Source organism: Amycolatopsis sp. WAC 01376, from assembly GCF_003947415.1.
Classification (GTDB): Bacteria; Actinomycetota; Actinomycetes; order Mycobacteriales; family Pseudonocardiaceae; genus Amycolatopsis.
Window position 1 is genome coordinate 1,752,127 of sequence record NZ_QHKL01000001.1, and the last position, 13,192, is coordinate 1,765,318.

Annotated in this window: 15 protein-coding genes; 8 read left to right on the plus strand and 7 right to left on the minus strand. The window is 69.8% G+C overall.

Going from position 1 to position 13,192, the window contains the following annotated elements; genetic code table 11:
• Positions 1-45 precede the first annotated feature (45 nt).
• A complete protein-coding gene (locus DMH03_RS08430) occupies positions 46-618 on the minus strand; it encodes a peptide deformylase (RefSeq protein ID WP_125791338.1) in 573 nt (190 codons plus the stop codon).
• A gap of 157 nt (positions 619-775) precedes the next feature.
• Here DMH03_RS08430 and DMH03_RS08435 point away from each other — a divergent pair, with 157 nt between their 5' ends.
• Together DMH03_RS08435 and DMH03_RS08440 are read left to right on the plus strand one after the other, a co-directional pair.
• Positions 776-1,087 (plus strand): DUF3263 domain-containing protein, encoded by a 312-nt coding sequence (locus DMH03_RS08435; RefSeq protein WP_005160574.1) that lies wholly within the window; start codon positions 776-778, stop codon positions 1,085-1,087.
• Positions 1,084-1,728, plus strand: a complete 645-nt coding sequence (locus tag DMH03_RS08440; protein WP_125791339.1) for a LytR C-terminal domain-containing protein — start codon at positions 1,084-1,086, stop codon at positions 1,726-1,728. The genes DMH03_RS08435 and DMH03_RS08440 overlap by 4 nt, the downstream gene beginning before the upstream one ends.
• Positions 1,729-1,779: 51 nt before the next feature.
• On the opposite strand, the gene DMH03_RS08445 is transcribed toward DMH03_RS08440, so the two are convergent.
• Together DMH03_RS08445 and DMH03_RS08450 are read right to left on the minus strand one after the other, a co-directional pair.
• On the minus strand, positions 1,780-4,059 hold the full coding sequence (locus DMH03_RS08445) for an AAA family ATPase (RefSeq protein ID WP_125791340.1): 2,280 nt from the start codon (positions 4,057-4,059) through the stop codon (positions 1,780-1,782).
• A gap of 13 nt (positions 4,060-4,072) precedes the next feature.
• A complete protein-coding gene (locus tag DMH03_RS08450) occupies positions 4,073-4,687 on the minus strand; it encodes a nitroreductase family protein (protein WP_125791341.1) in 615 nt (204 codons plus the stop codon).
• Positions 4,688-4,768: 81 nt separating this feature from the next.
• Between DMH03_RS08450 and DMH03_RS08455 the strand changes: the two genes are divergently transcribed.
• Positions 4,769-5,413 carry a TetR/AcrR family transcriptional regulator C-terminal domain-containing protein gene (locus DMH03_RS08455; protein WP_125791342.1) on the plus strand — a complete coding sequence of 215 codons (645 nt, stop codon included), beginning with the start codon at positions 4,769-4,771 and terminating at the stop codon, positions 5,411-5,413.
• A gap of 226 nt (positions 5,414-5,639) precedes the next feature.
• Here the strand turns inward: DMH03_RS08455 and pssA are convergent, their stop codons facing one another.
• From pssA to DMH03_RS08470, 3 genes are all read right to left on the minus strand, one after another.
• Positions 5,640-6,620 (minus strand): CDP-diacylglycerol--serine O-phosphatidyltransferase, encoded by a 981-nt coding sequence (gene pssA, locus DMH03_RS08460; RefSeq protein ID WP_125791343.1) that lies wholly within the window; start codon positions 6,618-6,620, stop codon positions 5,640-5,642.
• A gap of 3 nt (positions 6,621-6,623) precedes the next feature.
• Positions 6,624-7,352 carry a phosphatidylserine decarboxylase gene (locus tag DMH03_RS08465; RefSeq protein WP_125791344.1) on the minus strand — a complete coding sequence of 243 codons (729 nt, stop codon included), beginning with the start codon at positions 7,350-7,352 and terminating at the stop codon, positions 6,624-6,626.
• Between the two features lie 475 nt (positions 7,353-7,827).
• The gene (locus DMH03_RS08470) at positions 7,828-8,109 is read right to left on the minus strand and encodes a GlsB/YeaQ/YmgE family stress response membrane protein (RefSeq protein ID WP_125791345.1); all 282 of its coding nucleotides are present in this window, start codon (positions 8,107-8,109) and stop codon (positions 7,828-7,830) included.
• 344 nt (positions 8,110-8,453) lie between these two features.
• Between DMH03_RS08470 and DMH03_RS08475 the strand changes: the two genes are divergently transcribed.
• Positions 8,454-9,017 (plus strand): helix-turn-helix domain-containing protein, encoded by a 564-nt coding sequence (locus tag DMH03_RS08475; RefSeq protein WP_125791346.1) that lies wholly within the window; start codon positions 8,454-8,456, stop codon positions 9,015-9,017.
• Positions 9,014-10,267 (plus strand): MFS transporter, encoded by a 1,254-nt coding sequence (locus DMH03_RS08480; protein WP_125791347.1) that lies wholly within the window; start codon positions 9,014-9,016, stop codon positions 10,265-10,267. Before DMH03_RS08475 ends, DMH03_RS08480 begins: the two co-directional genes overlap by 4 nt.
• 7 nt (positions 10,268-10,274) lie before the next feature.
• Here DMH03_RS08480 and glp read toward each other — a convergent pair whose 3' ends face one another.
• Complete coding sequence (gene glp, locus DMH03_RS08485; RefSeq protein ID WP_125791348.1) at positions 10,275-11,468, minus strand: gephyrin-like molybdotransferase Glp; 1,194 nt, start codon at positions 11,466-11,468, stop codon at positions 10,275-10,277.
• 73 nt (positions 11,469-11,541) lie between these two features.
• On the opposite strand from glp, the gene DMH03_RS08490 reads away from it, so the two are divergent.
• The 3 genes from DMH03_RS08490 (at position 11,542) to DMH03_RS08500 (ending at position 13,168) form a co-directional block, all read left to right on the plus strand.
• Positions 11,542-12,219 carry a TIGR00266 family protein gene (locus tag DMH03_RS08490; RefSeq protein ID WP_125782145.1) on the plus strand — a complete coding sequence of 226 codons (678 nt, stop codon included), beginning with the start codon at positions 11,542-11,544 and terminating at the stop codon, positions 12,217-12,219.
• A gap of 4 nt (positions 12,220-12,223) precedes the next feature.
• Complete coding sequence (locus tag DMH03_RS08495; RefSeq protein WP_125782143.1) at positions 12,224-12,847, plus strand: AIM24 family protein; 624 nt, start codon at positions 12,224-12,226, stop codon at positions 12,845-12,847.
• A 114-nt stretch (positions 12,848-12,961) separates the two neighbouring features.
• On the plus strand, positions 12,962-13,168 hold the full coding sequence (locus tag DMH03_RS08500; RefSeq protein ID WP_005164266.1) for a cold-shock protein: 207 nt from the start codon (positions 12,962-12,964) through the stop codon (positions 13,166-13,168).
• Positions 13,169-13,192: the final 24 nt, after the last annotated feature.

Here is a 13,192-nt window from a genome sequence, read left to right on the forward strand (position 1 = left end):
GCAAGGAACGGACCGTTCATGGCACGCGGGAAGGGTGCGAGAGGGTCAGTCGCCGGCCGATTCGGGCTGCGCCTCCGGCAGCCAAGAGTTGCCCGGAACGCCCCATTTGTTCGACTTGAGCATTTTCTTCGCCGCGCGAGCGTGGCGCCCGACCAGCCGGTCGAGGTAGATGAAGCCGTCCAGGTGATCGGTCTCGTGCTGCAGGCAGCGCGCGAAGTAGCCGGTTCCTTCGACCTCGATCGGATTACCGTCGACGTCGAAGCCGGTGACCTTCGCCCACGAAGCGCGGCCGGTCGGGTACGACTCGCCGGGCGCCGACAGGCAGCCTTCCCAGTCGTCGTCCGGATCCGGCATCGTCTCCGGGATCTCCGACGTCTCGAGCTTCGGGTTCACCACGAGGCCCTTGTGGCGGGTGCCCTCGTCGTCGGGGCAGTCGTAGACGAACACGCGCAGGTCGAGGCCGATCTGGTTGGCCGCGAGGCCCACCCCTTCGGCGGCGTACATGGTCTCGAACATGTCGTCGACGAGGGTGCGCAGCTTGTCGTCGAACTCGGTGATCTCCCGAGTCGGGTTGTGCAGCACTGGCTCGCCGGCGATCACGATGGGATGGACGGTCACGCGCGCAGTTTAGTCGGACCCTTCTGGTACACCCTTACCCATGACGCGCCGACGCCGATACCGAGGCCGGGCGCCGGTTCCGTGGTCTAATGGCGCCGCGGAATGACAAGCCTGTGGTTTCACGCCGCCGAGCACTGACCTGATTGCGAGGAGTCGGATGGACGCCGCGGAGTCGATGGCCGAGCCCGACCAGCCGTCCCCGTCGGAGACCGTGAACGGCCTCAGCGAGCGCGAGCTCGACATGCTCGCGTTCGAACGTCAGTGGTGGAAATACGCCGGCGCGAAGGAACAGGCGATCCGCGAACGCTTCTCTATGTCGTCGACGCGCTATTACCAGTTGCTGAACCGGCTGCTCGAGAAGACCGAAGCCATGCAGGCCGACCCGATGCTGGTGAAGCGCCTGCGAAAGACGCGAGCGGCCCGGCAGCGCAATCGCGCGGCCCGGCGACTGGGGATCGATCTCTCATGAGTCTGTTTTCGGGGCTGTCCCGGCCGATGAAGGCCGCCGGACTGGCCTTGGTCGGTGTCGCCGTGATCGCCGCCGTGATCGGCGGAATCACCCTGACCAGTGGCGGCGGTGACTCGGACACCGCCACGCCGCCCGGCACCACGCCCACGACCTCGGACGGTGCGACGCAGCCCTCGTCTCCGGCGCCGGGGTCGCCTTCGGCCAGCACACCGCCCGCCTCGTCGGCGCCGCCGTCGAGCGCGCCCGCGAGTTCCGCCCCGCCGGCGAGCCAGCCCGGGCAGACCGGTCAGCCGGGTCAGCCCGGTCCTGGGCAGCCCGGTGGCGATCAGCAGGCGTCCCACAAGTGGGTGACCGTGCGGGTCTACAACAACAGCACGATCCAGGGGCTCGGCGAGCAGGCCGCGAAGGACTTCCGCGCTTCCGGCTGGAACGTCTCCGAGGTCAAGGGCTATCCGGGCAGGCTCCCCGAGACCGTGGCCTACTTCCGGCCGGGCACCGACGAGGAAGCGGCCGCGAAGGCGCTGGCGCTGGAGTTCGGTTTCCGTGCCGAGCCCAGGTTCAAGGAGATCGAGAACATCGGCCCCGGCGTGATCGTCATCCTCACCAAGGATTACAAGACCAACGACAAAGACGGCTCCTAGCAGCTACGGAAAGGGCCCTCTTCCTCGCGGGGAAGAGGGCCCTTTCCGTGCTCAGGCCTGGTTCCGCGCGTAGGCCTCCAGCGCCGCGAGCTGTGCCGGGTCGAGCGACGGCCGGACGGCCTCGGCCGCCTTCGTCAGATGCGTGGCGGTGACCTCCTTGGCCTCCAGTGACTCGCGCATCGCGGTCAGCGCGGCCTCCCTGATCAGTGCCGCGCAGTCCGCCGCCGAGTAACCGTCCAAAGTGGCCGCATACGCCGCGAGGTCCACATCGGACGCGAGCGGCGTGTTCTTGGCGCTGGCGGCCAGGATCGCCTCGCGCGCGTGGGCGTCCGGCGGCGGGACGTAGACGCGGCGCTCCAGCCGTCCCGGCCGCAGCAGGGCCGGGTCGACCAGTTCCGGCCGGTTCGTCGCACCGAGGACGACGACCTCGCGCATCGGCTCGACACCGTCCAATTCGGTCAGCAGGGCCGCAACGACCCGGTCCGACACGCCCGAATCCGAGGACTGGCCGCGACGCGGGGCGAGCGCGTCGATCTCGTCGAGGAAGATCAGCGACGGTGCGGCCTCGGCGGCGCGACGGAAGAGTTCCCGCACCGCACGCTCGGACTCGCCGACCCATTTGTCCATCAGTTCGGCGCCCTTGACCGCGAAGACGTTCAACGCGCCGGTGCCCGCGAGCGCGCGGACCAGGAATGTCTTGCCACCGCCCGGCGGGCCGTACAGGAGCACGCCGCGCGGCGGATCGACGCCGAGGCGGGCGAACGAGTCCGGGTAACGCAGCGGCCACAGCACCGCCTCGGTGAGCGACTGCTTGACGTCCGTCATGTTGCCGACGTCGTCGAGCGTCAGTCCGCCGGTGGCCAGATTGTCCGAAGTGGACATCGAGATGGGGCGGACGGTGGTCAGCGCGTCGAGCAGGTCCTGCTGGGAGATCCGCGGTTCGTCGGCGTCACGCTGCCGCAGCGCGGCCCGGAGGGCGGCGTCGCGGCGGAGCGCGATGAGATCCGCGGCCACGAAACCGGGTGTGCGCTCGGCGATCGGGCCGACGTCGACGCCGGACTCCAGCGGGGCTTCGCGCAGGAGCACACGGAGGAGTTCCGTGCGGGTCTTCGAGTCCGGGAGCGGCAGGCCGAGTTCGCGGTCGAGCAGGTCCGCGGCGCGCAGCCGGGGATCGGCCGACTCGGCCCGCCCCGTGGTGGCGATGACCGCGAAACCCTTGCTGCGCAAGGCATTACGCAAGTCGTCGAGGACGACCGTCGCGAGCGGTGGCGGCTGGGACGCGGGCAGCAGCGCGTCGATGTCGGTGATCAGCAGGACGGCGGGGTCTTCGTCGTGGGTGGCCTGTTCGATCGCCTTACGCAGCCGAGCGGCGGCCACGTTCGGGTCGAGAACGGCGATGTTCGGCGCCGCGATCGACACCACCCGCACCTTCTCGGCCTGCGCCACGGCGCGGACCAGCGTCGCCTTCCCGACGCCTTCCGGCCCGGACAGCAGGACCCCGAGATGCGCCGACGTCCCGAGCTTCGCCAGCAGCTCCGGACGGTGGAAGGCCAGGTCGAACCATTCGGCGAGCTTGCGCGCGGCCGATTCGGAGCCGGCGAGATCCGACAGGGGAGGCACGGACTCCTCGGCCACTTCGTCGACCCGCTCGTCTTCGACGATCTCGGCGTCGATGAAGTCCTCGTGTGGCGTGGAGGGCGTGCTTCGCACCAGCGTCGTCCCGGCACGGGCGGGGACGGCGGCGGGCGCGGCCTCGCCGGTGCGGGCGCCGTCACGCCAGCTGACCACAGTGGACGGTCCGACGGCGACCGGCCCCGGCGGCTCGGTGGCGGTGACGGTGAGCAGTTCGTTCGTCCACGTCATGCCGATGGCGCGGGAAAGCTGGCCGCGGACCGCGGAGACGTCGGAGCCCGGTGCGGGCGCGAGGTCTTGGGGGAGCAGGGAAACGGCGTCGCCGACGGTCAGGACCTTGCCGATCAGGGCGAGCCTCAGGGTGTGCGGGGAGAGCGAGACGCTCGCCATCCTCGAACCCGACACGGTGACCGTCTTCGCGGCCGACACCTCCGCCGGCGCGACGACCACTTCCGCTCCCTCGGTCACGCCGAGGTTCGACATCGTGACGTCGTCGAGGAGGATCACGCCAGGGATGCCCTCCGCGTCCGACGGGGCGGCCAGCGCCGAGCTGACGCGGGCGCCGGTGACGCGGACGGCGTCCCAGGCCATCAGGCCGAGCGCGTCGAGGACTTCGGGGTGCAGCCGGACGACGCCGCGGCGGGAGTCCAGGGCGGACGGGGTGTGCCGGACGGTCAGCGTGATCTGGGGTGCGCTCACCCCGCCACCCTATCTACGCGGCGGGCCCCCAGCGGTCGAAGGACAGGATCTCCCCGGCGGGTCGCCGGACGGCCGGGGAGAAGTCGCGCTGGGTGGTGTGGGCGACGGCGAGCAGGCTGATCTGCGCGACGTCGCCGGGGATCCCGAGCAGCTCCGCGACCTCGGCCTCGCGCGCGGGCAGGTGGTACGCGCACATCGAACTGCCGAGCCCCTTCGACCGCAGCGCGAGCTGGAAGCTCCAGATCGCCGGGTACACCGAGCCGTAGTAGCCGTTCTGGATGACGGGATCCGACGGCGGGCGGCCGATCATGCAGGGGATGGCGAGCGCCGGGACGCGCCCGAGGTTGTCGACGAGGTGCCGAGCCGACCGCATGATGGCGTCGCTCGTCAGGTGGCCGTACTTCGCGATGGTCGGAATCGCCTCGGCGCGGACGATGTCCGCGACCTCGGCCCGCAGCTCCGGGTCGCGAACGATCACCCACCGCTGGGAGTCGAGCAGCATCCCCGCGGCGGGCGCCTGCTGCGCGATGCGGACGCAGTCTTCGAGAAGTCCCTCCTCGACCGGCCGGTCGAGGTCGAGCTTGCGGCGGACCGAGCGGGTGGTGGTGAGCAGCGTTTCGGTGTCCATGACATCCCTCCAGGTGACTTACGACGTAAGCATACGAGGTGATTACTTACGGCGTAAGGGGGTGCCGGTAAACTGGGACACATGGCGCTGAGCAGGGAGAAGGTGCTCGACGCCGCGTTGCGGCTGGCGGGCGAACACGGACTGGCCGGATTGTCGATGCGGAAACTCGCCGCCGACGTCGGCGTGGAAGCGATGTCGCTCTACAACCATGTGGCCAACAAGGGTGATCTGCTCGACGGGCTGACCGCGCGTGTCTTCGAAAGTGTGCCGCTGCCAGGGCCCGGGCCTTGGGACGAGCGGCTGCGGGCGCTCACCCATGGCCTGTACACGGCCTTTTCGCGGCATCCGGTGGTCGTCCGGGCACTGGCGACCGACGCGGCGAACCCGCGTTCGGCGGGCGCGTTGAAGTTCATCGACGCGATGTTCTCGGCACTGCTGGACGCCGGACTCGACGAACGTGGCGCGGCGCGGGGCTACCGGTCGCTCATCGGGCTGGTGTTCGGCGCCGTGCTGACCGAAACAGTAGGACTCTCCGGCGCCGCTCCGGAGGCGACCGAGCTGGAACGGGCCGAGCCGGTGGTGGCGTGGTTCCAGCGATCGGTGACGGCGGACGGGCTGCCTTCGCTGCACCGGGCGCTGCCATCGCTGATGGAAGGCGACTGCCTGCGGGATTTCGAGTTCCAGCTGGACCTGGTGATCGGCGGGCTGCGCGCTTCGGTGCGCTGAGCTTTGGCTGCCGGGATGTCATGAAAGGGTCGTTCAGGACGTTTTTCGTCCTGAACGACCCTTTCATGACACTTCGACCCAGCTGCCCCAAGTTGTCCACAGGCTCACGCACTTGTGGACAACTCCCGCCTCCGACCCCCGTTTCCCCCGGCCCCGTCAGTGGGCACCGATACGCTGGGCGCGGGGCCGTCCCCCAGGGACGGGCGGGGGGCTGGGGTGGCGCGAGTCAGCGCTTTCGGAGGCCGATCCGGCGCCACGAGCGGCGCCGTGGGCCGCGGCCGTTGTCGCGGTCCTTGTCGGTGCTGATGGTGCGCGGAGTGCGGGCGACGTGCTGTTCGCCTCGCTGGAGCCGGACGCGCTGAGCGGCGCCCGCCACCACGCGCCGCAGCGGCGGGCGGCGCAGGCCAAGACGGCGGCGGCTCGAAGAGCGCCGGATCGCGCGCCGTTCCCTCGGCGGCGCCATCCACGCTTCGGGATGCTGCGCGAGCCAGCGGTACCGGTACACCGAGTACGGGATGTGCGCCAGGTACAGGATCAGCGCGATCGCCAGCGCCACCAGCGGGAACTGGATGATCGCGGCGGCCAGCAGGCCCACCCCGACCAGCAGCGGCGCGATCGCCTTCGGTGGCGCCTTCACCGTCTTCAGCGAAAGCGTCGGGATCCGGCTGATCAGCAGCGCGGCCACGGCGATCGTCCACACCCACACCATGTACTGGTGCGACCACCAGCCCTGCCCGAACTGCAGCTCCAGGATCAGCGGCAGCATCGCCAGCAGACCACCGGCGGGCGCGGGCACGCCGACGAAGAACTCGCCCGCGTACGGCGGCTGCTCGGTGTCCTCGATCAGCGTGTTGAACCGCGCCAGCCGCAGGATCATGCAGACCGCGAAGATCAGCGACGCCACCCAGCCGATCCGCTCGCCCTCGGCGTGCCAGACGTACAGCACCAGCGCGGGCGCGACACCGAACGAGATGCCGTCGGACAGGGAGTCGAGCTCCTGCCCCATCTTCGACGTCGCGTCCAGCAGCCGCGCGATCCGGCCGTCGAGACTGTCGAGCACCGCGGCGATCCCGATCGACGCGATCGCCATCGGGTAGTTGCCGATCAGCGCGAACTGCACCGACGACAGACCGGCGCACAGGGCGAGCACCGTGATGGCGTTCGGCAACAGCCGGACGCCGGGAGTTGTCGTGGTCACGCGGACCATGGATCAGCCTTCCGGGTGCGGCGCCGTGGGCAGCTCGGCGATCGGCGTCTCGCCGCCGATCGTGCGCTGGCCCTTCGAGACGAGGACCTTGCTGCCCGGCGGCAGGTACAGGTCGACTCGCGAGCCGAAGCGGATGATGCCGTACGTCGAACCGACGCCGACCTTGTCACCCTCGCGGATCTCACAGAGGATGCGCCGCGCCACCAGCCCGGCGATCTGCACCACGACGAGCTCGTGACCGTCTTCGGTGCGCATGAGCACGGAGTTGCGCTCGTTGTCGTCGCTCGCCTTGTCCAGGTCCGCGGACAGGAACTTCCCGGGCCGGTAGGCGACCCGCTCGATCACACCCGACGCCGGGATCCGCTGGACGTGCACGTCGAACACCGACAGGAACACGCTCACCCGCATCCGCGGTTCGGCGGACAGCCCCAGCTCGGGCGGCGGCACGGCTTCCTCGATCAGCGAGACCAGGCCGTCCGCCGACGCGACCGCGAGGCCGGACTGGGCTGGCGGCACCCGCTTGGGCTCACGGAAGAACGCGGCCGTGGCGGCCGTCGCGAGCGCGCCGAGGACGCCGAGGGGCTTGGAGAACTTCCGCAGCACCAGCGTCGCGGCGAGGCCACCGAGCACGAACGGCCTGCCGGCCGGGTGCATCGGCGGAACGGTCTCGCGGGCCAGCTTCACGGCGTGCGTGAGTGGGTTTCCAGTGGATTCCGGCCGGTTGCCGCTCATTGGTCGGGTTCACCGCAGTTCGTGTCGGGGGGTTGGGTATGAAGAGCCACCACGCTACCGCCCTGTCCGGGCCAGGGCCGTGCCTCCCCCGGAAGGGTTTCCCCGGCGTGAGTGGGAGGCACCACATCCCGGTAACGGTCGGTGGAAATGAGCGATAACTCTAGGTGATTGAAGCCGATCGCCGACCCTGAGGACCCACGAATGCCCGCCAGCCCGGACCCCGCAGGCGAGCGACTCGCCGAGCTGTTCCGAGCCTGGAAGAGGGACATTTCGGCGGCGCCGATGCCTTCGCTCATCGACCCCGTCCGCGCCGCCTCGGTCATCGCCGAGGCACGCGCGTCCGGATGCATATGCCCCCCGACGGCACATGCATCCGGACGCGGCCGCTGGAACTGAGCGAACGTCCCACTCTAGTTCGCCGGACGCCCGTGATCACCCGTCGCGAGAAAACCGTTACCAACCGTCACTCCCTTGATCACCTGCGAGAGGCGTCGCGCCGCCCGGAGCCGCGCACCAGCCGCAGCAGGGCGAGCAGCACGATCGAACCGAGAATGGCGACGCCGAAGCTGGGGAAGTCGAACTCGAAGCTCCGCTCGGTGCCCGTCGCGAGCCGGTAGATGAAACCGCCGAGCGCCGCCCCGAGCACGCCGACCAGGATGCTGAACAGGCAGCCACCCCGCCGGTCCGGACCCCCGACCACGACGTTGGCCAGCCACCCGGCGATGGCGCCGAACACGATCCACGAGAAGAAACCCATGCCGTCGAGGTTACGTGGAGTGCGCGAGCCCGGCGCAGCCGTCACCCGGGGTGGTCGTGAGTGGCGATTCGGGTTAGAGCCAAGGGTGTCTTAGGTATCTACGTGGGTTCCGGCTGCGGTTGATCCCCCAGCCCGGTCCGTGAAGGCCTCCAGCCAGGCGCTCACGTGAGTGGTCGCGGTCGTGGGGATGTCGTGAAGGGCCCCTTTGAGACGGTGAAGGTCTCAAAGGGGCCCTTCACGACATAAGGGCTCATCCTCGCCACTCACGACCACCCCGACCCATGCGGCCCGCATCGCACAATGCTCCTTGCACAAGAGACATTGTGCAACTACTGTTGTGCGTTATGGCCGACCGTGAGGTACGTGAAGTCCACGATTCGAAAGTGCTCGCCGCGATGTCGCATCCGTTGCGGCGCCGCCTGCTCGACGTCCTCCGCCTCGACGGCCCGTCCACGGCGTCCGTCCTCGCCGAGCGGACCGGGCAGGCCGTCGGGAACGTCAGTCACCACCTGAAGGTGCTCGCCGCCGGTGATCTGGTCGAAGAAGCGCCGGAACTCGCCCGCGACCGGCGCGAGCGCTGGTGGCGCCGCGTGGGTTACGCGGTCTCCTGGTCGCCGTCGGACTTCCCCGACGATCCGGTCGCGGCCGCCGCCGAATCCCTCGCCCTCGAACGCCAGGTTTCCCTGGCGCGCCAATGGTTCGCTGAACGCGACAGCTACCCCGAGGAGTGGCATCGCGCCGCCTTCGTCACCGACAGCTGGATGAAGTTGTCGGTGACGGAACTGGCCGAAATCGAGCGCCGGATCCAAGCGCTGGTCCGGGAGTACAGCGACCGCGAACAACCGGACGACGGCCAGGAACGCAGGCCGGTGTTCTTCGCGACCCGCGCCGTCCCGGCTCGCCCGTGACCACCCGCGAACGCGGCGGATTGCTGCGCTCACGCGATTTCCGGCTGCTGTGGACCGGCGAGACGACCAGCGTGCTCGGCAGTTCCATCGCCGTCGTCGCGCTGCCGCTCGTCGCGGTGGTCACGCTGCAGGCGAGCACGTTCGCGGTCGGGCTGCTGACCGCGGTCGCCTGGCTGCCGTGGCTGCTGATCGGCCTGCCCGCCGGCGCCTGGGTCGACAGACGGCCGAAACGCCCGATCATGCTGGCCTGCAACACCGTCTCCATGCTCGTGTTCCTGAGCGTCCCGGTCGCCGCCTGGTTCGGGTGGCTCACGATGACCCAGTTGCTCGTCGTCGCCTTGGCGGGCGGCGTCGCGAAGGTGTTCTTCAACGTCGCATACCGCGCGTACCTGCCTTCGTTGGTAGAGAAGAAGGACCTCCAAGAAGCCAACGAAAAGTTGCAGGGGAGTGAGTCCGCCGCGCAGATCGGCGGACCCGGTCTCGCCGGTCTGCTGGCGCAGGGTTTCGGCGCCGTCGCCGGGGTGCTCGCCGACGCCGTCAGTTTCGGGATCTCCGTACTGTGCCTGCGATCCATCCGCTATCGCGAGCCCGAACGTCCGGCGAAGACGCGTTCGCGGCTGCGGGACGAGATCCGCGAGGGCCTCGACTTCGTTGTCCACGACCGGTACTTGCTGGTTTTGGCGGTCTTCGGCGCGGTCTCGAATGTCGCGCTCATGGGTTACCAGTCGATCGAAGTCGTCTTCCTCGCCCGCGATCTCGGCGTGGGAGAGGCGACCGTCGGGCTCGTGCTCGCGCTCGTCGGCGCGGGTGGCGTCGCCGGTGCCGCGCTTTCGGGCAAGCTCGCCGCGCGGATCGGCACCGCGCGCGCCTTCGTGCTCTGCGAGGCCTTCGGGGCACTGATGATGTTGCTGGGACCGCTCGCCCAAGGCGGCTGGGGGCTCGCGTTCTTCGTCGCCGCCGGGTTCGCGCTCAGCGCCGGGGTCGTCGGCTCGAACGTCCTCAACGCCACCTTCAAACAGCGGTACGTCCCGGCCTCGATGTTCGGCCGGGTCACCGCGAGCATGTCCGTGCTCAGCTTCGGCGCGATCGCGCTCGGCGGCCTGCTCGGCGGGATCCTCGGCGAGATCGCCGGGGTGCGGCAGACGCTGGGCCTGATGGCCGGGCTCGAGGTCGTCGCCGTCTTCGCGCTCCTGTTCACGCCGATCGGCCGGTGCCGCGACTTCCCCGCGGACCTGCGTTTAGCCCGCTAAACGCAGGTCAGAGCAGCAGGACGTCCACCTCGTCGCCCTGGTCGACCGAGTCCACGTCCTCCGGCAGGACGATCAGGCAGTTCGCCTGCGTGAACGACGCCAGCAGATGCGATCCCGGCCCGCCGCGCGGCCCGACGATGCCGGTGACCTCGCCTTCGGAATGCGTGTAGAAGCCCCGCCGGAACTGGCGACGTCCGGCGGGGGAGGTCATCGCCTCGGTCAGCCGGGCCCGCACCCGCTGCCGGTCGACGCCCGCGTGCCCCATCGCCGCGAGCAACGCCGGCCGCAGGAACGCTTCGAACGAGACGAGCACGCTCACCGGGTTGCCCGGCAACGTCACCACCGGCACGCCGTTCCACCGTCCGCAGCCCTGCGGCCCGCCCGGCTGCATCGCGACCTTCCGGAACTCCACGCCCTGCCCGGTCAGCGCGTCTTTCACCACTTCGTACGCCCCCGCGCTGACCCCGCCCGAGGTCACCAGCAGGTCCACGTCCGCCAGCCGCGGCTCGATCACCGCGCGGAACTCGTCCACGTCGTCGACGACACTGCGCAAGACCTCCGCCTCGCAGCCGAGCGCGCGGATCGCGGACGCCAGCATGATGCTGTTCGACTCGTAGATCTGCCCGTGCCGCAAGGGTTCCGGCGCGTCGACGAGTTCGGTCCCGGTGGACACGACGAGCACCTTCAACGGCCTGAACACGGGCACCTCGGCGAGCCCGACGGCCGCCGCGAGCCCCAGCTGCGCCGGGCCGAGCACGGTTCCGGCGGAAAGCGCCACCGTGCCTTCGACGACGTCTTCACCCTGGCGCCGGATATGCGCGCCCGGGACGGCCGTCCTGAGAACCCGGACGTCCGTCACACCGCCGTCGGTGTGTTCCACCATCACCACCGCGTCGGCGCCCGGAGGCAGCGGGGCGCCGGTCATGATCCGGTGCGCGGTGCCCGGCTCCAGTTTCGTGATGTCGACGCGGCCGGCGGGGATGTCCTCGGCGACCGGCAGCGTCACGGGTACCTCGGTGACATCGGCCGCGCGGACGGCGTAACCGTCCATCGCCGAGTTGTCGAAAGGCGGCAGCGAAACCCCCGCGCGCACGTCCTCGGCGATGCCGGGCCCGGCGGCGGAGGCGAGCGGAAGGCGGATGACAGGGGCGTTTCCGAGCAGGCCGGTGACGGTCTCACGGTGGGCGTCGACGGAGATCACCGGACCATCCTCCTCGGTCGGGGGTCGCATGCAAGACTCTGCGCGTCACAACGACCACCGGGGAGAAGAAGACATGCAGGTTCAGATCCGTCACCAGCCGTCGTTCGCGGTGGCGAGGCTCGTCCTCGCTCCGGGCGAACCGGCGCAGGTCGAGTCTGGCGCGATGATGGCGACGAGTTACGGCGTGCAGGTCCAGTCGCAGGCGCAGGGCGGCATCATGAAGGGGCTCGGCCGCGCCTTCCTTTCCGGCGAGTCCTTCTTCATCTCCACCTACACCGCCCCGCAGAACGGCGGCTGGGTCGACGTCGCCGCGAACCTGCCCGGCGACATGCAGATCATCAACCTCGACGGCCGCACCGGCTGGTGCGTCACCCGCGGCTCGTGGCTCGCGTCTTCGCACGGCGTGCAGACCGAGACCAAATGGGGCGGGCTCAAGAACCTCGTCGGCGGCGAGGGCGGCTTCCTGACCCACGCGACGGGACAGGGCCCGCTGGTCGTGGCCTGCTACGGCGCGCTGGAGACGGTCACCCTGCAGCAGGGCGAGGTGATCACCATCGACACCGGGCACGTCGTCGCGTTCGCCGACACCCTCCAGTACCAGATCCGCAAGGTCGCCACCGGCGTCATCCAGTCGATGAAGAGCGGTGAAGGCCTCGTCTTCGACTTCGCCGGACCGGGTCAGCTGCTCACCCAGACCCGCAACCCGTCGGCGCTGTCCGCCTGGGTGATCGCCCAGGTCCCCTCCCGCTGAGCGCATGCGGGTCCAGACGAGGCACACCCCGAACTTCGGGGTCGCACGCGTGTTGCTGTCCCCCGGCGAGGCCGTCCAGGCCGCCGGGGACACCATGCTGGCCAGCAGTTTCGGCATCACCGAAACCGTTCCCGCCCGCGGTGGTTCACGGGCGGGAAAGGCCGCGCCTTCGGTGTTCAACGCGCCGGAGGGCGGCGGCTGGATCGACTTCGCGCCGCTGACCGCCGGTGACGTCTACCCGCTGGAATTCACCGGCGGGGCGGGCTGGTGCGTGAGCCGGGACGCGATCCTCGCCCGGCCGGCGACGGTCCGGCTCGATCCCGGCTGGGCGCCGCTGCAGAAACTCTTCGGCGCCGACTCCGGTTTCCTGGAGCACTACAGCGGAACCGGTCCGCTCGTGCTCGCCGCGCAAGGCCCGGTCGACGCCTTCGAACTCACCGCGGGCGAACTCGTCACCGTGCGGCCGGACTTCCTGCTCGCCTACCCGGACACCGTGCAGTGCCGTCTCCGCGCGGTCGACCAGTCCGGCCCGCAGTCCGTCCGCACCGGCGAAGGGCTCGCGCTGGACTTCGCCGGACCAGGACGCGTCCTTGTGCAAGCGCGCAATAGGCGGCTTTCTCGCGGATGACCTTAAGACGAATTGAGCATTGCCGACGCCGGTGATTCGGGTAGCGTGAACTGCACTCGAAACCGCCGTCCGGGGCAGGCGAGGCCGGCGGATCCTGTGCTGAGGGAGTGCGTCGTGGCAGTCGGCACCGTCAAATGGTTCAACTCGGAAAAGGGCTACGGATTCATCGAATCCACCGAAGGGCCCGACGTCTTCGTCCACTACTCGGCCATTCAGGCCGACGGATTCCGGACGCTCGACGAGGGTGATCGCGTGGAATTCGAAGTCCAGTCCGGGCGCGACGGGCGGAGTCAGGCGGCGGACGTACGCAAGGTCTCATAGCAGCTCCATCCATGCCCCCGCCCC